This is a genomic window from Paenibacillus sp. LS1 (genome assembly GCF_026013365.1).
GTDB lineage: Bacteria > Bacillota > Bacilli > Paenibacillales > Paenibacillaceae > Paenibacillus.
On the sequence record NZ_JAPDOE010000001.1, the window covers coordinates 1,075,980 to 1,095,073 of the forward strand.

Genomic DNA, 19,094 nt, shown 5'->3' on the forward strand with positions numbered 1-19,094 from the left:
TGTTCGCCGAAAATTACAAATTTCGACCCAACATATAATAATATCTTAGCACGAGTGAAATGTAAAAAAAAATAACCAGCATAAATAAATTATGCTGGTAAAAGGGCACTGTCACGAAATTGACAACGAAATTGCTCGCCAGACAATACTTCCTCACGAATCAGGATGTCCAGGGAATTGTCGAAAATTGTCCGCTGTTCTTCAAGCAACCGTTTCGTCTGCTCCATAAGTTCTTGCAAAATCAATTTATTCTCCCGCATGAGCTCCTCGGTTGTGACCATATCCATGTTCACAATACCAAGTGAAGTCAACCCGGAAGCCATCATCGTCTGCACCACATTAGTCGCCTGATCAAAGTCATTACGTGACCCAGTGGAACGTCCACCGTAGTACATTTCCTCCGCAGCTGCCCCTCCGAGTGCAATCATGATCTGTTCCTCCAGAAAACGCTTCGTATAGAGGAACTGTTCCTGTTGCGGGTTATGACGTACATATCCCAGTGCCTGCCCACGCGGACTAAGTGCAACCTGGCTTACACTGCCTGGACGAACGAGTTCAGCCATAATAGCATGTCCCAACTCGTGGATGGCAACCCTTTTCTTCTCTTCTACACTGGATTCACGGTCTGTCTTCTCACCCATCATGACTTTATCAATAGCCAGGGACAAGTGCCGCTGTTCAATGTTTAAGAGCCCGTCCCGCATGGCGTATATTGCTGCTTCGTTCATTACACTTTCGAGCTGTGCACCAGAGAAACCATACGATTCTTCTGCTGTCTTCTCAAGGCTGACCCCTTCCAAAAGAGGTTTATTGACTGCATGCAGCTCCAGTATGTGTTTTCTGCCTTTCTTATCTGGCAAGTCTACCTGAATATGACGGTCAAAGCGTCCTGGACGCGTCAGAGCGCTATCCAGCATTTCTTTGCGGTTCGTTGCAGCGATAACCAAGATTCTTGGCGTATCGGAAGAATAGATTCCGTCCATTTCCGTCAAGAGCTGATTCAGGGTCTGATCATACTCGCGCTGTTGACCGCCTTCACGTTTCCCCCCGATGACATCGATCTCATCGATAAATATAATGGCATTTTCCTTATTTTCCTTAGTGGCACGAGTTCTCGCGTCCTTGAACAAATCCCGAATTCTGCTGGCACCCACACCAACATACATTTCCACGAACTCACTACCCGATGCTGCTACGAAAACAGAATCCGTGTAATGGGCAGCAGCCTTAGCCATCAACGTTTTCCCGGTCCCTGGAGGGCCCGTCAGCAAGATGCCTTTTAACGGACGAATCCCGAACTTACGAATTTCTTCATGTTTGATGAGAAAGTCGAGTGCTTCACGCAATTCCTGCTTGGCACTGTCCTGTCCTCCAATTTCTTCAAATGTAAGTTTTGAAGGTCCTTTTTTCTTTCGTTTACGTTCCTGCGCAGCGCCTACGGTTATCCCTCCGCGCATTTGCATCATGAACAACAAAGCTCCGACAAGCACGGCTGCAATCAGAATTGGAACAATATTAACACCAGTAAAAGCAAGGAAAATAATCAATACGGGAAAAAATCCGATGGCAACTTCTTTTGTCCACTTAGGCATTAGGCCACACTCCTATCTGACCGGGCACACGCGGCAGAATAATAAACTTGCTGGCATCTCCGTCTCTGAGACTGACATAGACATTGTTGTCATCCATCGCTGTATTTACCTTAATTCCATTGGTCGCCATCTTGGACAGCGTCGGTGTAATCTCGGTGTACTGTTTGTTCTCCATCGCCTGAGCTACGGTAAACATCGCATCCCCCCACCAACTCTCCAGTGCTTCACTGGAATGATCCACGACATCCAATTTAAGTGAACGTGTTCCAATCAGGGTCTGTCCTTCTTTGTGAATATATTGTACCAGTCTGCCCAGATCAACATCGGGTTGCAGATCCAGTTTCAATTGTACGTCATTGCGGTTAATAGTTAATTGAACATCATTGACTCCATCGTACTGGGTAACCATCTTTTCAATTGGATTCTGCATAGCCACCTGACGATACACAAACCAACCTCCAAACAACACAACGGCTGAAATGACGGCAGTTAAAGCAATAGGCAATACTTTTAGCTTCAAGTGAATTACCCCTCCCAGATATTGGCCTAACCTACTGGCTTATTGGTATGATACGAATATGTGCACATAGACTCCTGCGAGAATTTCGTCAGGATTATTTGTTTACAATGTAACTTTGAGTACATATCTGAGTATATCACATCGTATATACAATTTCGAAGGCGAAAATATGAATAAATTATTAATTTTAACTATTTAAATCATTTTCATAACTCACTAAAAATAGATTTTTGTAACTAGATATAGACAAATTGAATCGTTTTGATCTATATCTACCCTTGATTGAAGAAGCTAAAGGTATTATAAAATTGATTTATTTAAATCAAATATGTTTACAGACAACACAAAGAACCGGTTCAGTCGGATATCCGTCTGCCGGTTCTTTCTAATCATTGATTCATTAGCTAATCACTCTGTGTGTTCTAGCTATTCGGGAGTGTGTAGACTAGGTCCACCTGTTCTCCGTTGCTGAAACGATAAAAGCGATAGTGGTTATGCGTGCCGTCCTTATAATACACTTGCCACACATATATCCCATTCACAACTCCGGGCATGATTCGCTTGATCTCGCCAGCAGGAACTTCAGAACTGAAGCGATTGCGTATTTGTGTTTCGGACATGCCACTCTGCAGCAACTCGCTGTGTATAGCGTTTGCCCCCGTAGCAGGTTGATTGTTTGCGTCGAATTTAACCCAGACCATTACATCCTGGTTATCCTTGTTTTTGCCGATCAGTGTCCAATAAATGTTATCAGAGCCTTCTTTATCTCCCCAGATGTACTTACGCAATTCATCATAGGATGTAATGCCAAGCTGCTCCTGTGCTGCCTGTATGGCGAGCGCCTCTTCCTTGCGCTGGTCCTGCGTGACATAGACGTAATAACGCTGAAGTCCAAACAGAATCAGAACCAGTGCAAGGAGTGAAATCCATATCCACTTCTTTTTTTTCTTCAAAAGCCGAACTTCCTTTCCCTATGATGCTCTGTCCTGCAATTAACGAGCAAGCAAACCATCAAATGCCAATTGAGACTCACGCAAAATACGCTCTTCATCCAGCGTCAGACATTCGCCATGTTTCACCACTTGTTTTCCGTCCACCCATACATGCTCCACATCTTTGGCAGAAGCCGAGTAGATCGTATGTGAGATCAGGTCTGTATGCGGATAGAAATGTGCCTGTTCAATGTCCAGGGCGATAAAGTCAGCCTTCATGCCTACCTGAAGTGCTCCCGTATTGTTCAAGAAAATGGATTTGGCGCCATATGACGTTCCAAGTAATAACGCTTCGCCTGCTGGGACTGCCGTCGGATCACCGGACACGCCTTTGTGGATCAATGCAGCCAGTCTCATTTCCTCGAACATATCCAAATTGTTGTTGCTTGCCGGTCCGTCTGTTCCGAGTGACACGGTAACTCCTGCTTTCAGCAAAGCAGGTACACGCGCAACACCGGAAGCCAGTTTCAGGTTACTTCCCGGGTTATGGGATACAGCCACATCATGACGGGCTAGAATCTCAATCTCTTCGTCATTCAGATGCACCGCATGTGCAACCAGAGATGGGCGGGAGAAAAAGCCCAGTTTCTCCAGATGTGCCACAGGACGCAGTCCATAATCAGCCACGTTCTGCTCGACTTCACGAAGCGTTTCCGACATATGTGTATGAAGGGGAAGGTTTAAGTCGTTCGCGACCTGTACAAGCTTCTCTATGTAGTCTGGAGGGCATGTATATGGTGCGTGTGGTGAGATTACGGTTGTAATGCGACCATCGGCCTGTCCATTCCACTCACGCGCAAACGCAGCCGACTCCTCCAGCTTCCGCAATTGTTCTTCTTCCGAGCACAGACCAATGACACCACGTGCCAGTGCTGCTCTAACGCCGGATTGTTCCACCACTTTGGCAACCTGATCCATGTGATCATACATGTCCAGGAAAGCAGTAGTTCCGCCTTTCAACATTTCAAGCACCGAGAGTGAAGTTCCCCAGTATACATCTTCTGAAGTCATTTTCGCTTCCATCGGCCACATTTTTTCCTGTAACCATACTTGCAGCGCAAGATCGTCTCCATGTCCTCTGAGCAGCGACATCGCTGCATGACCATGCGTATTGATCAGACCCGGCAGGAAGAACAGTCCTTTTCCATCCACTTTGGTACAATTTTCGTCTCCATCCGGCAATGTCTCACCAATATGCACAATCTTGTCATCCTCAACAACCATGTAGCCTTGAACTACATTCCATGTTGCGCCTTCATTAACGGCAAATTTCCCGTTGTGAATTACCCATCTATTTGTTGTCATCTTCTTCGTCGTCCTTTCCAGTCTCCAAGTAATAGGCCAAACTAAGCAGATCCGTCGTAAAGTCAGCATGGTGAATGCGGATATGTGGCGGTGTTTTTAGAATTGTTGGTGCAAAATTAAGGATCGCTTCAATTCCCGATTCAATAAGCTGATCGGCTACATTTTGGGCTTCCGTATCCGGAACCGTGATAATTCCGATGCGGATGTTATCCGTTTTCACTGCTTCCGTCAATTCGTTCATTGGTTTCACTATCAAACTGTTGATTTGACTGCCAATCTTCGGTCCGTATGCATCGAATACAGCCACAATCTTCATGTTGTCTTTCAGATAAGCGTTGTAGTTGGATAATGCCTGTCCGAGATTACCCGCTCCTACCAGAGCCACATTAATTTGCTGATCGATTTTGAGGATGTGACGAATTTTCTCAATCAAGTAGGATACATCATACCCGATCCCTTTACGACCAAAATCACCGAAGTAAGCCAGGTCTTTACGAATTTGGGCCGGATTCAGATCCAGCCTCTGTCCAAGCTCTTGAGAAGAAACAGTAGCCACCTCACGCTGATGCAACTCGCTCAAATAACGCAAGTATACAGGCAGACGTCGTACCACCGCTTCCGAAATTTTATCCGATTTCATTCTTGCTCCCCCTTACCAAAGCCACGATAAAATAATAGATGAAAAGATGAGCACTCTGTATAAATTCAATGATAGACGTGACATTTTATACAGAATGCTCCTTGTAATTTAGGTTATAAGTTCTTACGTGCAACTGCTTAATCGGATATGGAAATATCTCATAAAGTTTAACGTCAAACGATAGTGTCATGCAATGATATAACGATCAAAACAAACATTATTCTTGTTCATTAGCAGGTTTTTCTAACCACTCGGTAATTCGTGGAACCATCTGCTCCGTGAGCATATGCTCCATTTTGGGACCAGGTAATGAATATAAAAAGAATTTACCATAGTACGCTTCAATCACGCGTGTATCATAGACAATCACAATTCCTCTGTCCTTCGCGGTACGCACCAATCGGCCAAATCCCTGCTTGAAACGAATGACCGCTTGTGGCACGGACAGTTTCATGAACGGATTTTTCTTTTGCTCCTGGAGCAACTCACTCTTGGCTTCCACCAACGGATGATTCGGTGGCTGGAACGGCAATCTTACAATAGCCAGACACGTCAGCGCATCACCCGGGATATCTACCCCCTCCCAGAAGCTGCTTGTGCCCAAAAGTACCGTAGCTTTGGCGTCCTGGAACCTGCGAGTCAACTTGGAGCGACTTCCACTGTCCACACCTTGCCCCAATAACGAGATGTCATTACCAGACAGAGCTTCTTTCAGCGGATCATAGACCTGTCGCAGCATCTTGTATGAAGTAAACAGAACCATCATGCGTCCACGCGTGGCAATTGCGGTCTCTGCAAGGGATTGCACCAGCATATTGACAAAGTGCGCATCACCCACACTGCCCTTCACACTCGGGAAATCACGTGGAATCACCAGAAGTGCCTGATCACGATAGTTGAAAGGTGATGGCAGCATCGACGTTAACAGACGATTATTATCGGCGGCTTCCTGCAAACCAAGCTGCTCAATCATGAACTGGAAAGACTTATCGACAGAGAGCGTAGCCGATGTAAGCACAACGCTTTTCTTTTTGTCAAAAAACAAATCCTTGAGTTGTGCACTGACATCTACAGGTACAGCATACAGCTGAAGCGATTTGCTGCGGAACTGGCCGCTGGCTTCCATCCAGTACACCGTTTTGGCATCATCCATACGCATGAAGAACCGTAGATTCTCCTTCAACGTAGTCAGATCTTTCAGCAATCCTGTGATGTCCGTGATCAGGCTATCCGATTGATAATCATCCTGATCTTCCTTCACCTCAAGCAGCAATTTGTCCCCTTTGCGAACCAAATCACCCAGTGTCACATAGATCTGGTTCTCCAGATCCTGCAACTCTTGCCATTTCGCAGGTTTCTGAGATGCCTTCAGACGCAGGGAAAATTGACCTGTCTCTCCCGGTGAAGCATCACTTCGTTCAGGCAACAGCCCGAACAGAGCATCGCTCATACGATCCCATAACTCTTTGACCTCAAGAGCGAGCGGAAACATCTGATCCACCATGGAGCCCCATTGCACCGAATTTTCATGTCCGGATAACTGCGAACGAAGCATAGGCAGCTGACCATTACGACTGTCTTTAAACAGACGGGTCAGTGTATGAACCAACGTGAAATATTTCATATGCATTCCAAGATGTTTACCAGCTACATCCTCCAGATGATGGGCCTCATCGATCACAAGACTCTCATAAGCTGGCAGCAGCTGATGTGCTGCTTTGACATCCGTAAATAATTTGGAGTGATTGGTGATTACAATATCTGACAACCCGGCCTCATGTTTGGCGCGATGATAGAAACATTTGCGGAACCATGGACAGGATCTTCCCAGACAGGACTCGGATTCGCTCTGCACGGTCTCCCAGAAGTCCCCACCGCGTCCGCTAAGGTTAAGCTCCTCATCATCTCCAGTTTCGGTCTGTGTAAGCCACACGATCATCTGAGCGGCTGTGAAATAATCCTCTTTTGGTGTGGCGAATTCACGTTTATTGATTTTGTGTTCAAATTTGCGCAGGCACAGGTAATGTCCACGTCCTTTGAATACAGCAGCCTTAAACGGAAACGGAACCACTTGGGTCAGCATCGGAATGTCCCGCTCTCTCAGTTGCTCCTGCAGATTGATCGTATGCGTGCTGACCATGACTTTCTGTTCTTGCTTCACACTTTCGTAAATAGCAGGCAACAGATACCCCAGAGATTTACCGGTACCCGTTCCAGCTTCGATCAAGAGGTGTTTCTCTTCGTCCAAAGCTTGCCTTACACTGCTGAACATCTGAGTCTGCGCTTCGCGCTCTTCATAATGATCCAGCGTTTCCTTCAGGTTCTCCCGAACTTGGTCCATAAACTGTTCGAAGCTTACACCATCGAGAGGGTTACCCTCCCGCTCATCACGTGGTGCACCAATATCCGTCCAATCACTTACATTAAGAGCAAGCTGACGATAATAGGTATGTCCGTCTAGGTCCTGAATCGGCTCTGCTTCCTTCTCACTGCGCATCCCGTCCAAGAACCAACCCAAGTCACTGTCTTCTGGTGCAAACAGGTCACTGAGCCGCTGAATCGTTATGAGTGGTAATTCCTTTAACTCATCCAGACATTTGAGAAGCACATAGGCTGTCGCCAGTGCATCACTGTCAGCCTGATGAGGGCGATCATGCTGAAAACCAAATTCTGAAGACACATAACCAAGTTGATAAGAACCAAGTGATGGGAACGTAATCTTCAGAAAATCAATCGTATCCAGAATACGGCCAGTGAACGGCAAATAACCGCAACGGTCCAGAGCATTCTGCAAAAAGTGAAAATCAAAAGCAACGTTGTGTCCAACAAGAACCACATCGTTAAGCAGCGGAACCATCTCCATCATCATCTCTTCGAGTGAAGGAGCGTCCGCCACATCGGCATCGGTAATACCCGTTAACCCCGAAATAAACGGGGGAATCGGTACACCAGGGTTCACATAAGAACTATATATTTGAGTTATGCTGAAGTCATGATCTATGATGGCAAGTCCGGCCTGTATAATCTCACCGTCGGACTGCGTGCCGGTTGTTTCGAAATCCAATACGGCAAATTTCATTGCAATGTACGGTCCCTTCCATTCCAGTCTATGTTACAGCATAGCAAAAAAAAGGGGATTTGAAAATTAACTGACAAAAAAGCGGTGTTCCCACCGCTATGCCAAAGGAGGGAACACCGTTTTTTTGTCGCCGATTTCCCGCTTAATGAAGGGTCGTCAGCTGATTTGCATATTGCAATTTTCCCCTGTTCAACCTGCATGCTTCCATGTTGTACAGTGGTTCGGTCAATGTCGGGTCATACTGAAGGGCCTGTGCAAAGAGTGAACATGCAGCTTCCGGATTCGCAAGCTTGGCTTGAATACAGCCCAGAGCGTTACATACAAGCCCTTTTAAGCGAGGCGAACCTTTAAGGTACATGATCTGCTGCAAATGTGTCCCGGCTTCCGCCATTTGTTCCAGATTCAGATACGCGAGCGCCAGGTAAAAACGAGTCAATGCACTCTCCGGATGGTCGGTCACAACCTGGGAGAACTGCATGATCGCCTGCGGATACATCTGTAATTTGAAATAGCCCTGACCCCGACTGAAATATTCCAGATGGAGTTCAGGCAGAGCGGTGACAGCTTCCTGTTCCGGTTCAAGGGAAGCGGGCTTATCCATCTCACGCTCCCGCACTTGGCTCATCTTTTCTTCAAACATCAGCCATTCATCCAGCATTCCGTCACTCATCCGCTTAAGCAAGTTCCACTTTTGCAGCAATTCCTGTTTGTTCAGGCCTTCAGCGGAAGGATAGCTCTTGATAATTTCATCTAACATGTCGTTCATTTCTGCGAAAACATGCTGGAACATCGATGCATCCCCACCCTTGAAAAAATGGATTAGTGCAGTGACCTGTACTCATTTTTTGCTTCAAGGGCCGATTTCATTCTCCTTACCAGTCGATTACATAATCGTGGCGTGCACTTCCTGCTTCATCGTTTGTACAGGTTTATTCTGTCCATCTACAAATACAACCGTTGGTTTGTGAGTATTTGCCTCTTCTTGAGACATCATGGCGTAAGAAATGATAATGACGTTATCTCCAGGCTGGACCAGACGTGCAGCTGCGCCGTTTAGACAGATGACCCCGCTTCCGCGCGGTCCTGGAATCACATAAGTTTCCAGACGTGCACCATTGTTGTTGTTCACGATTTGCACTTTCTCGTTTTCCATCAAGTCGGATGTTTCCATTAGATCTTCATCTATGGTAATGCTACCCACATAGTTCAAGTTGGCTTCCGTTACCGTAGCCCGGTGAATTTTGGATTTCATGAGTGTTCTAAACATGGGACAGTACCTCCGATTTTTGCAACCTAATATTGTCAATCAATCTTGTTTTTCCGAATTTCACCGCAAGTGCGATAAGCAGATCGTCACGTCCTTGAACTTCTTCCTGATCTGCGAGCGGCTCAAGGCTAGGAAAAGCCTGAATCTCGGCGTAGTCGATAATGGCAAGCGGTGAGCTTGTAATATGCTCACGCAAGATACGACGGATATCTGCGGCCGTAGTAACTACACCTGTATCTGCGGCTTCCTGAGCTGCGCGCAGTGCCTTCGACAGAACCAACGCCTGTGTACGCTGTTCTGCGCTAAGATAGACATTACGTGAACTGAGGGCAAGACCATCCTCTTCCCGAACAATCGGACAGGGTACAATTTCTACTGGCATATTCAAATCATTCACCATCTGTTGAATGACCGCAACCTGCTGAGCGTCTTTCATCCCGAAAAATGCACGTTGTGGCTGTACGATGTTGAAGAGTTTGGAGACAACAGTCGTTACTCCGTCAAAATGCCCCGGGCGTGAAGCGCCACATAAGCGCTCCGTCAGTTGTGAGACAGATACTGTCGTTTGCGTTGCCTGTGGATACATCTCTTCCACAGAGGGAATAAATACAATATCTACCCCTTGTGAGCGTGCTGTTTCAACGTCTCTGGCCTCATCTCGCGGATAGCTGTCAAAATCTTCATTTGGTCCAAATTGAATCGGATTAACAAATATGCTTAATACCACGATATCGCTCTGTTGTTTGGCTGCTTGCATCAAGCTTGCATGACCTTGATGAAGATAACCCATTGTAGGTACCAGACCTACAACGGACGCATTGGACCGAATCGCTTGACGCATCAAGCTTAGCTCCTGTCTTAACTCTGCGATTGTCCGTAATACTTTCATGAGTTACTTCCCACCTTTTCCTTGCGTTGTCCATACAATTGATCCAGAACACCAGCATCCGTAGCATTAAACACGTGCTCTTGAGCCGGGAAAGAACGATCTTTAACTTCCTTCACGTAGGCTTCAATGCTGGTTCTGATTAATGCACCCACATCTCCATAGGTTTTGACAAAACGTTTGGGCGTATACGGAGAGGCATACTGAACCACATCATGGAACACCAGCACCTGACCGTCACAGCCTCGTCCTGCTCCAATCCCGATGGTAGGGATGGTCAGTTCCTCAGAAATCGCCCGCGCGACTTCTTCCGTAACCAGTTCAAGCACAATTCCGAATGCGCCTGCAGCTTCCAAAGCTTTGGCTTCGTCCATCAGACGCTTAGCATCTGCTGCATCCTTGCCCTGAATGCGGTAACCACCAATCTGATTAACGGATTGAGGTGTCAGTCCGATATGTCCAAGAACAGGCACACCTGCTTGCACGACTGCTCTAACGGTATCCGCTATTTCGACTCCGCCTTCCATTTTAACTGCATGGGCCTGCCCCTCTTGCATCAGTCGACGTACACCCTTGAGCGTCTCATCTACGCTGCCATGATACGTCATAAAAGGCATGTCAGCTACAATAAACGTCTTCTCAGCCCCGCGCACAACGGAACGTGTGTGGTACACCATGTCGTCGATGGTCACCGGAAGAGTTGAGTTATAACCGAGCACGACATTGCCAAGTGAATCGCCAACAAGGATCAGATCGATACCTGCTTCCTCTGCAAGGAGAGCTGTTGGATAATCGTAAGCCGTGATCATACTGAGCGGCACACCATCCTGCTTGTATTTTTTCATTTTCACAATATTCATCGCTTGTTTGTTCGCCATTTTCTGTCATGGCTCCTTTCTTCTTTTCAAATAAAACGCAACAAAAAAACCTTTTAGTTTTCCACTAAAAAGTCCCGAAAAGTCAAAAAAGAGTCACTTGCGATCGTCCCTTCTGTCTCGGTCCTCTTCGGCTCAGAGCAGAATCCAACAACTCACTTAAACGTATTTCATTCTTGCACTGCGGTCTGCTTATATGAAACAAATCAAAGCAGAACAAAGGCTACTGTTACGGGAGTGCAATTCGGTCTGCATTAGCCGATATCGCCTCACGAACACAGTATACCAAAGTTCTGCTCAAACTTCACGTCTTATGTTCATTTTACCAGTGAAAATTCGACAAATTGTTTACGATTTCCAGGAAATCTCACCAGAGATGACTAGCATATGTTCTCCATCGTGCTTCTCCACGACGAGTGCTCCCGAAGGGTCAAGACCGATTGCCTTCCCTTCAATGACACCATGAGGATTCGTTACTGTAATCTCGCGATTCATCGATACGGACAGGGCCTCCCAAAGGGCTGAGATGACACCGAATCCTTCTTTTTGATACAAAAAATACAATTGTTCCAGTTCCGTCAAAATAGCAGCCGTGAGCTTGGTGCGATCAACAGGTTGACCGGTCTCCATCTTAAGCGAAGTTGCGATTGTAGTCAGATCTTCCGGATAATCCTCGGAATCAAAGTTCACGTCCACACCTATACCCGCAATGCAGTATCTGACTTCATGATCTTCTACCGTGGATTCAAGCAATATGCCACACACCTTGCGTCCATCAATCAACAGATCATTCGGCCATTTGATGCCTGCATCAGCTCCTGTGCAAGCTCGAACGGCACGACATACAGCCACACCCGCTAACAGAGTTAGCTGAGGCGTGCGCTGAAGTGCTAAATCAGGGCGCAACAGAACACTCATCCAGATTCCTTTACCCGGAGGAGAGAACCACTTTCGACCGAAGCGTCCTCTTCCACCCGTTTGCTCTTCTGCAATGACTACAGCGCCTTCGGCCTGCCCCTGCTCAGCTAACTTCAGAACATCCCCTTGGGTAGACAAGGTCGAGGTCAATAGAATCGCCTTACGGCCAAATACGGTTGTGTCCAACGCCAATTGAAGGGCAGTAGCGTCAATGTTGTCCGGCTTCGTTACGAGACGATACCCTTTGCGAGAGACAGCTTCAAACTCATAACCCATGTCACGCAATTTGTTCACATGTTTCCACACAGCGGTTCGACTGATGGACAGATTACGGCTGATCTCTTCACCCGATACGAATCGTCCTTCTGCATTCAATAACATATGTAACAGATCCTCATGCTTGGTCATTTGCAACCACCCGCTTCACTTCTGCACTTAGCGCTTCATACTGATTCGCTATCGTTCCAATTGCCGTCTCTTTTAACAAATGTTTCATCAGTTGACCCAGCCAAGGTCCGCCTTTGCGCTGCACCATCTGCAACACTTGTTCGCCTGTGATATCGAGCTCTTTCAAGTCATGCACAGGGATTGAGTGACTCCATTCGGATGCAAGTTCTTGCACCAAAACAACCTGCAATTCTGCCTGGTCAGGCTGATCCCGCCAGCCTGCTGGCAACAGCGACTGTATCCGAAGCCAATCATCCGCAGCCTGAACGCCACAAGCCAGAACTGTAACGATCCAATCGGAACGCAGGCTTAGTGTATCCTTCTGCTCCTGAACGGAAGTATGAATCAACTGCTCTACCTGAAGGACACCTGTTATGCGGGAACGATGTTCATTGGAGAATGTCCACTGACGTAATAGAACATCTGCTTCATCCTTGCTATAACCGCCAGCAATCAGGAGCAGTGACCAACGAAGCAATACATGCTCGTCTGACATTTGTTCCAGATTGGATAACAACATCTTGTTGAATCGATCCGAGCTAACAGGCGCTTTGATATGCTCAAGCGCATTACTTCTGTATAACAGCTCCAAACCTCTTAAGGGATGCGGTCCCGACATCATTTTTACCATCTCGGTCCGTACCCGTTCCATCGCTATATGTTGAAGCAGGTCTTTCTGACTTACAAGACCCCTCCATGTATTATGAGCGATTTTGAAATCAAACACCGAAGCAAACCGAACACAACGGAGCATCCGCAGTGCATCTTCACCAAATCGTTCCATCGCAGAGCCCACACATCTGACGCGCTCTTCCTTAATATCTGCCTGTCCACCGAACGGATCAACGATTGTCCCAGAGACGTCCATGGCAAGAGCGTTCATCGTGAAGTCACGCCGCTGCAAATCTTCCTTAATCTCCTGGACAAATTGAACTGCAGCGGGTCTGCGGTTATCCTGATACTCGGATTCTGTTCGAAACGTGGTAACTTCAAAGTAATAACCACCTGAACGCACGGTAACCGTCCCGTGTTGCAAGCCTGTAGGGATACAGTCGTCGAACAGTTCCATCACTTGCTGAGGAGAAGCAGATGTCGTGATATCCATATCGTCTACAACTCGTTCCAGCAATTCATCACGGACACAACCGCCCACCCAATATGCCTTGTAGCCATGTTCATTTAATCTTGTGAGTACATTCTCACTTTGAATTGCCATTTCACGATCTACCTGTGTCCATTGAACCACCACATATCACCTCTTCTCTTGCCTGTTGTGGTATGCACAGTATGATTTCGCCGAGCAAAACGGTTATCCGCAAACCGGCTTCAGATTCGGAACTTCTCTTCCCAGCACCCGGTAATAAATCTGTTCATATTCATGCCGAATGGCATCATTGCAAAAGTCATGATGTGCGCGCTGGAGACATGCTTCCCTGAACTCTGCAGCCAAACGATCGTCCGTCAACAAACGGATCGTGTTCTCGGCCATGGATTGTGTATCCCCGATTGCGGATAAGAAACCTGTTTTACCATGCAAGACCAGTTCCGGAATTCCGCCGGCTTGTGAACCGATCGTAGGTACACCACAAGCCATTGCTTCGAGCGCCACAAGTCCGAAACTTTCCTTCTCCGATGGAAGCATCAATACGTCAGCCATGGAGATGACCTGAGCAATGTCATCCTGTTTGCCAAGGAAATGAACCTTATCATTCAAGCCGAGATCATTAATTTTCCATTGCATCTTCGGCAAATCAGGTCCTTCACCAACAAATAGCAGTTTGGCAGGAACCTGCTCTTGTACCTGACGGAAGACCTCTACCACATCCTGAGTTCTCTTCACCGGTCGGAAGTTGGAAATGTGCATTAATATTTTTTCGTCGGGCGTAGCAAAGTCTCTTCGCAGACTGGCAGCATCCCGCGGATAATATATTCGTTTATCAATAAAATTATAGGTCAAATCAATTGGGCGCTGAATATCCAGCAGTTCGACCGTTTCCCGAATCAAATCTTGTGATACGGCAGTAACCGCGTCACTTTCATTAATGGCTAGACGGATCAGATCCTTCAGAGATTCATCCTGAGCCAGAACCGTAATATCCGTTCCATGTAACGTGGTAACCACTTTAAGGCCGTCCCCGACCATCTGTTTCGCCAGAAATGCACATACTGCGTGTGGAACGGCATAGTGAACATGCAGCAGATCCAGCTGCTGTGACTTAGCCACCTGCGCCATCTTCGTTGCCAGTGACAGGTCATACGGTGGGTAACGGAAAACATAATAATCATTTACTTCCACTTCGTGATAAAAAATATTCTTCTGGAACGTACCCAGTCTGAACGGGATACTGTTGGCAATAAAATGAACCTGATGCCCCTGTTCGGCAAGTAATTTGCCCAGTTCCGTTGCGACAACGCCAGACCCGCCGAGGGACGGATAACAGGTGATGCCGATTTTTAGCTTTTTATCCATCCTGTGGACGCTCCTTTGATCTCCCGCTTCATGCAGGTTGATATAATGCAATGGAATAATGAAACCCTTCGTTTCATTAGACGTAAAATGTGAAATCGCTTATTGGGCACCCGGGCCAAATTGATGAACCACGTAAGGTGTAATTGTAGCAAAACCTTCTGCAAACGGGATGAGACTGCGCTGTCCGAGCAAGGAATCACGGGCTCTTACACGTTCAATATACCCTTGATTCAATGGCGTCGAGACCGCTCCGTCTCCCAGTTCGAATTGGGAACGATAAGAGAGCAATGATGTTTCTTTTTGCTCATAGTGTTCCGTAATATCGACAATCAAATCCGTAGGACCGATGTCATTAATAAAGTAAAAATAAAGTTCCTTCACCTGCACGGCAGGCATGTCCGGCATGTAGTTGCGAAGTTTGGCGTTAAATACAGCCTCCTGCACAAGCTTACTGCAATTGACATGATCCGGATGTCGATCTTCCCAATAGGGTGCAAACACCATACGAGGAGCATGACGCCGTATTTCAGCTGTTACCGCTTGTACATGTTCAGGAGTAAGGTACAATCCGCGATCAGGAAGACCCAGATTCGTTCGACACGAAAGACCGAGGACGCGGGAGGCTTGCTCCGCTTCCTCGGTTCTGCGCTCTACTGTTCCGTTGGAAGACATCTCAGCACGAGTCAGATCACACACGCCTACTTTTAAGCCGGCAGCGGTATGTTTGGCAATCGTTCCACCCATACCAATCTCCGCGTCGTCCGCATGTGCTCCAAAGATGAGAATATCCAGACTCATTCGGAATCACCCGAATTCAATCCAGCCTCCGGTTTGTATTTATGTACCAGCTCTCTCCAGGCAAAATCGCCACGATCCAGAGCCTTAACCAGAATCTCAGCCGTTGCGATATTCGTGGCAAGTGGAATTCCCTGCACATCACAAAGACGCAGCAACGCATTAATATCCGGCTCGTGAGGTTGTGCCATCAGTGGATCGCGCAGAAAAATAATCAGATCCATCTCATTTTGCGCAACCAAAGCTCCAATCTGCTGATCTCCACCCAATGGGCCTGATTCGAATCGATGAATCTTCAGAGAAGTTCCTTCCATAATACGTAGCCCTGTTGTTCCGGTCGAGTACAATTGATGGTCCGTAAATACAGGCTCATATGCCGTTACAAAGTTAACCATCTCTTCTTTTTTGCGATCATGGGCGATAAATGCTATTTTCAACATGACAATCTCCTTTAGTCGATAAAGTGATCAAATCCGTAGATGAGCCCTGTATATTCCATAACTTTTTGTACACCAATTTTAACACCAGGCATATAACCTGCACGTTCGTATGAGTCATGCCGAATTTTGAGCGACTGTCCATAGTCTCCGAAAACAACTTCCTGCTGCGCGAATACGCCAGGCAACCGTACACTGTGAATTCGGAAGCCATTGTAATAACCGCCGCGTGATCCTTCAATCGTTTCTTCCTCATTTGGATTACCCTGACGAAGTTCTTCACGATTGGCAGCAATCAGTTCAGCTGTTTTGATCGCTGTTCCTGAAGGAGCGTCCAGCTTCTGATCTCCGTGATATTCGATGATCTCCACATTCGGCATATGCTTGGCAGCCTGTGCTGCGAATCGCATCATCAAAATGGCACCGATCGAGAAGTTAGGGGCAATAAGCCCTCCAATTCCTTTATCCTGGCACTGCTTGTCCAACTGTTCGATCTGCTCCGGCGTGAAGCCAGTAACACCCATGACAGGTCTGACTCCATGACGGATCGCGATCTCGGTATGTGCAAACGCATATTGTGGCACTGTAAAATCAACCATAACCTGCGGTTTCGTTTCGGCAAAAGCCATTTCAATATCATCAGTTACCAGTACTCCACACGCTGGCAAACCAACAAGTGTTCCGGCATCCGTGCCCGCTCCGGAGCGGTTAACTGCAGCTGCAAGCTCCAGTTCAGGGTCCTGAAGTACCAATTTTACGACTTCACGGCCCATTCGACCAGCCGCTCCGATCACGGCAACTCTTATTACTTCACTCATCTTGACTGCATCTCCTCGCTATGTTGGATCATATCGTCGAATCCATTTCAACTTAACTTGCATACCCTTGTGAAATGGATTCTTACTGTATGGATTTCATACGTTGCTTGATTTCCTGTAACATCTGATGCAGTTGCCCGTTCTGCGGGTCCAACAAAATGGCCTCACGTAACGCCTGAATTGCACAATCAAATTCATTCAAGTCACTGTAAGCGAGTGCAAGCATGACCTGAGCTTCTACGGAAAGAGGATCAAGTCTGACCGCTTCTTTCAACAGCGTAGACGCTTCCACATAACGCTCCTGTGTTGCAATACCTGCCTGCTCCAACAGCAACTTGGCTCTGGAAGTCAGTTGTTTCGCTTCCAATGTCTGCAGGTGCAAAACATACTCCTCTGTTCCTGCCGACAACTCAACCGCCTTGCGCGCATATTCAAGCGCCGGAACGAGATGTTTGCTACGGGCGTGCGTAATGGAACAGCGATAATATAACTCCGCATGTTGCGGATGAGCATGAATGGCTGATTCGAACCAACGAATGGCCTGCTCAAAATCATTTTGCAATATACAGCGATAAGCCTGCTGCATATATTCTTCCGGTTTCATCATCAAGCTGACCCTCCCCAATCGGGTGATGGTACAGCATATGTAATCTACGCCTAATCGGTGTTTTTTGGAGTCCACCGATTGGCATCGCGGGTGTTAAATTTATGCATGACTTTATCGTGCGCCTCAGCCAGATCAATACCCAGCGAGTTTGCAAAACAAATCGTGATAAATAAAATATCTCCAAGCTCAAGTTCAATGGAATTGGCTGCTTCAGAAGACTTTTTGGGCTTCTCACCGAACTCGTGATTCACTTCCCTGGCAAGCTCCCCAACCTCTTCAGACATCCGGGCCAACATGGCCAGAGGACTGAAGTACCCCTCCTTGAACTGGGAGATATATTGATCAACCTCACGCTGCATTTCTGCGATGCTTTTCTCCATGAGAACGGATTCTCCTTTTGAAATGATGTCGTATTTGTTCCTAATAATATCAGTTATTTAGATTCACTTCCACCATCATCAGCGACAAATCATTTTTAAAGAATCAATAAACAGGTATACTAGATGGGAATGATTGCTTCTTCATTCTAATTTATCTACAGTGAGGGATCTTATGAGCACTGCCAAAACCTGGGTTCAAGTCAAACTGGTTCTGCCCATCCTTCTGGGTACAGCCTTATATGCCTTTGGGCTCCTCTATTTCATTATCCCCAATCAGCTTATGGAAGGTGGCCTTACCGGGGTTACGGTGCTGATCAATTACGCGTTCGGCATCTCACCTTCACTTACGACCCTGATTCTTAACGTCCCTCTCTTTCTGATCGGGCTCAAAATTTTGGGCGGCAGACAGATGATCTATACCGGTATCGGAATTGGGGCATTGACCGTTTTTCTATGGTTATTCGAAAAGTTGATTCATCTGGGCTGGATAGAACCATTACATACCGAGAATGACCTCCTGCTAGCCGCCCTGTATGCGGGTGTTACCCTCGGAGCCGGCCTCGGCATCGTATTCCGTTGGGGCGGAACAACGGGCGGGTCAGACATCATTGCTCGCATTCTTAACCGCAAGTACGGATGGAGTATGGGGCGAGTATTGCTGGGCATTGATTTCGTCATTATCGGGCTCTCTCTCATCTACATCCCCAAAGAAAAAATTCTGTATACGCTCGTAGCGGTATTTATCGCCTCCAAAGTCATCGACTTTATTCAGGAAGGTGCATATTCTGCCCGGGCATTTATGATCATCAGTGACCATGCACCCGAGATTGCGGACCAGATCACACGGGATATGGATCGTGGCGTTACCCTCATTCCAGCCATTGGCGCGTACTCTAAACAGGCCAAACACATGGCCTACTGCGTAATCTCCAGGCAAGAGTTCAGGCGACTGCAGACCATTGTACGTTCCATTGACCCCAGAGCTTTTGTCATCATCAGCGATGTTCATGATGTACATGGAGAAGGTTTCAAAGAAAGTTGATGTAACTATACAAAAACTACAAAA

Annotated in this window: 19 protein-coding genes; 1 reads left to right on the top strand and 18 read right to left on the bottom strand. The window is 46.9% G+C overall.

What is annotated here, in order from left to right; translation table 11 throughout:
• Positions 1-89: 89 nt before the first annotated feature.
• From OM416_RS04510 to OM416_RS04595, 18 genes are all read right to left on the bottom strand, one after another.
• On the bottom strand, positions 90-1,592 hold the full coding sequence (locus OM416_RS04510; RefSeq protein WP_264927401.1) for an AAA family ATPase: 1,503 nt from the start codon (positions 1,590-1,592) through the stop codon (positions 90-92).
• The gene (locus tag OM416_RS04515; RefSeq protein ID WP_062835160.1) at positions 1,585-2,112 is read right to left on the bottom strand and encodes a hypothetical protein; all 528 of its coding nucleotides are present in this window, start codon (positions 2,110-2,112) and stop codon (positions 1,585-1,587) included. Before OM416_RS04515 ends, OM416_RS04510 begins: the two co-directional genes overlap by 8 nt.
• A gap of 422 nt (positions 2,113-2,534) precedes the next feature.
• On the bottom strand, positions 2,535-3,065 hold the full coding sequence (locus OM416_RS04520) for a DUF5590 domain-containing protein (RefSeq protein ID WP_264927404.1): 531 nt from the start codon (positions 3,063-3,065) through the stop codon (positions 2,535-2,537).
• A 39-nt stretch (positions 3,066-3,104) separates the two neighbouring features.
• Positions 3,105-4,409: an amidohydrolase gene (locus OM416_RS04525; RefSeq protein WP_264927406.1), complete on the bottom strand. Its 1,305-nt coding sequence runs from the start codon at positions 4,407-4,409 to the stop codon at positions 3,105-3,107.
• A complete protein-coding gene (locus tag OM416_RS04530) occupies positions 4,396-5,049 on the bottom strand; it encodes a redox-sensing transcriptional repressor Rex (RefSeq protein WP_264927408.1) in 654 nt (217 codons plus the stop codon). The genes OM416_RS04525 and OM416_RS04530 overlap by 14 nt, the downstream gene beginning before the upstream one ends.
• Positions 5,050-5,266: 217 nt before the next feature.
• Positions 5,267-8,128, bottom strand: coding sequence for an ATP-dependent DNA helicase DinG (gene dinG, locus OM416_RS04535; protein WP_264927410.1), 2,862 nt, complete (start codon positions 8,126-8,128; stop codon positions 5,267-5,269).
• Positions 8,129-8,270: 142 nt separating this feature from the next.
• Positions 8,271-8,918: a tetratricopeptide repeat protein gene (locus OM416_RS04540; RefSeq protein ID WP_264927412.1), complete on the bottom strand. Its 648-nt coding sequence runs from the start codon at positions 8,916-8,918 to the stop codon at positions 8,271-8,273.
• A gap of 93 nt (positions 8,919-9,011) precedes the next feature.
• Positions 9,012-9,395, bottom strand: a complete 384-nt coding sequence (panD, locus tag OM416_RS04545; RefSeq protein WP_017687742.1) for an aspartate 1-decarboxylase — start codon at positions 9,393-9,395, stop codon at positions 9,012-9,014.
• Positions 9,388-10,284: a pantoate--beta-alanine ligase gene (gene panC / locus OM416_RS04550; protein ID WP_264927416.1), complete on the bottom strand. Its 897-nt coding sequence runs from the start codon at positions 10,282-10,284 to the stop codon at positions 9,388-9,390. The genes panD and panC overlap by 8 nt, the downstream gene beginning before the upstream one ends.
• Positions 10,281-11,159: a 3-methyl-2-oxobutanoate hydroxymethyltransferase gene (panB, locus tag OM416_RS04555; RefSeq protein WP_264927418.1), complete on the bottom strand. Its 879-nt coding sequence runs from the start codon at positions 11,157-11,159 to the stop codon at positions 10,281-10,283. The genes panC and panB overlap by 4 nt, the downstream gene beginning before the upstream one ends.
• Positions 11,160-11,504: 345 nt before the next feature.
• Complete coding sequence (locus tag OM416_RS04560) at positions 11,505-12,482, bottom strand: biotin--[acetyl-CoA-carboxylase] ligase (RefSeq protein ID WP_264927420.1); 978 nt, start codon at positions 12,480-12,482, stop codon at positions 11,505-11,507.
• A complete protein-coding gene (locus OM416_RS04565) occupies positions 12,469-13,767 on the bottom strand; it encodes a CCA tRNA nucleotidyltransferase (protein WP_264927421.1) in 1,299 nt (432 codons plus the stop codon). The genes OM416_RS04560 and OM416_RS04565 overlap by 14 nt, the downstream gene beginning before the upstream one ends.
• A 63-nt stretch (positions 13,768-13,830) precedes the next feature.
• Positions 13,831-14,991, bottom strand: coding sequence for an N-acetyl-alpha-D-glucosaminyl L-malate synthase BshA (bshA, locus tag OM416_RS04570; protein ID WP_264927423.1), 1,161 nt, complete (start codon positions 14,989-14,991; stop codon positions 13,831-13,833).
• A 99-nt stretch (positions 14,992-15,090) separates the two neighbouring features.
• Positions 15,091-15,789: a bacillithiol biosynthesis deacetylase BshB1 gene (bshB1, locus tag OM416_RS04575; protein WP_237174719.1), complete on the bottom strand. Its 699-nt coding sequence runs from the start codon at positions 15,787-15,789 to the stop codon at positions 15,091-15,093.
• Positions 15,786-16,226, bottom strand: a complete 441-nt coding sequence (mgsA, locus tag OM416_RS04580; RefSeq protein WP_017687735.1) for a methylglyoxal synthase — start codon at positions 16,224-16,226, stop codon at positions 15,786-15,788. The genes bshB1 and mgsA overlap by 4 nt, the downstream gene beginning before the upstream one ends.
• 11 nt (positions 16,227-16,237) lie before the next feature.
• Positions 16,238-17,041 (bottom strand): 4-hydroxy-tetrahydrodipicolinate reductase, encoded by an 804-nt coding sequence (gene dapB, locus OM416_RS04585; protein WP_264927428.1) that lies wholly within the window; start codon positions 17,039-17,041, stop codon positions 16,238-16,240.
• Positions 17,042-17,123: 82 nt separating this feature from the next.
• Entirely contained in the window at positions 17,124-17,648 is a 525-nt protein-coding gene (locus OM416_RS04590) for a tetratricopeptide repeat protein (protein WP_264927430.1), read from the bottom strand.
• A 50-nt stretch (positions 17,649-17,698) separates the two neighbouring features.
• Complete coding sequence (locus tag OM416_RS04595) at positions 17,699-18,028, bottom strand: nucleotide pyrophosphohydrolase (protein WP_017687732.1); 330 nt, start codon at positions 18,026-18,028, stop codon at positions 17,699-17,701.
• A gap of 172 nt (positions 18,029-18,200) precedes the next feature.
• Here OM416_RS04595 and OM416_RS04600 point away from each other — a divergent pair, with 172 nt between their 5' ends.
• A complete protein-coding gene (locus OM416_RS04600) occupies positions 18,201-19,070 on the top strand; it encodes a YitT family protein (RefSeq protein ID WP_253438555.1) in 870 nt (289 codons plus the stop codon).
• Positions 19,071-19,094: the final 24 nt, after the last annotated feature.

Coding starts and splice junctions, on each gene's coding strand:
- OM416_RS04510 (WP_264927401.1), bottom strand. CDS start 1,592: ATGCCTAAGTGGACAAAAGAAGTTGCCATCGGATTTTTTCCCGTATTG.
- OM416_RS04525 (WP_264927406.1), bottom strand. CDS start 4,409: ATGACAACAAATAGATGGGTAATTCACAACGGGAAATTTGCCGTTAAT.
- OM416_RS04530 (WP_264927408.1), bottom strand. CDS start 5,049: ATGAAATCGGATAAAATTTCGGAAGCGGTGGTACGACGTCTGCCTGTA.
- dinG (WP_264927410.1), bottom strand. CDS start 8,128: ATGAAATTTGCCGTATTGGATTTCGAAACAACCGGCACGCAGTCCGAC.
- OM416_RS04540 (WP_264927412.1), bottom strand. CDS start 8,918: ATGTTCCAGCATGTTTTCGCAGAAATGAACGACATGTTAGATGAAATT.
- panD (WP_017687742.1), bottom strand. CDS start 9,395: ATGTTTAGAACACTCATGAAATCCAAAATTCACCGGGCTACGGTAACG.
- panC (WP_264927416.1), bottom strand. CDS start 10,284: ATGAAAGTATTACGGACAATCGCAGAGTTAAGACAGGAGCTAAGCTTG.
- panB (WP_264927418.1), bottom strand. CDS start 11,159: ATGGCGAACAAACAAGCGATGAATATTGTGAAAATGAAAAAATACAAG.
- OM416_RS04560 (WP_264927420.1), bottom strand. CDS start 12,482: ATGACCAAGCATGAGGATCTGTTACATATGTTATTGAATGCAGAAGGA.
- bshA (WP_264927423.1), bottom strand. CDS start 14,991: ATGGATAAAAAGCTAAAAATCGGCATCACCTGTTATCCGTCCCTCGGC.
- bshB1 (WP_237174719.1), bottom strand. CDS start 15,789: ATGAGTCTGGATATTCTCATCTTTGGAGCACATGCGGACGACGCGGAG.
- mgsA (WP_017687735.1), bottom strand. CDS start 16,226: ATGTTGAAAATAGCATTTATCGCCCATGATCGCAAAAAAGAAGAGATG.
- dapB (WP_264927428.1), bottom strand. CDS start 17,041: ATGAGTGAAGTAATAAGAGTTGCCGTGATCGGAGCGGCTGGTCGAATG.
- OM416_RS04590 (WP_264927430.1), bottom strand. CDS start 17,648: ATGATGAAACCGGAAGAATATATGCAGCAGGCTTATCGCTGTATATTG.
- OM416_RS04595 (WP_017687732.1), bottom strand. CDS start 18,028: ATGGAGAAAAGCATCGCAGAAATGCAGCGTGAGGTTGATCAATATATC.
- OM416_RS04600 (WP_253438555.1), top strand. CDS start 18,201: ATGAGCACTGCCAAAACCTGGGTTCAAGTCAAACTGGTTCTGCCCATC.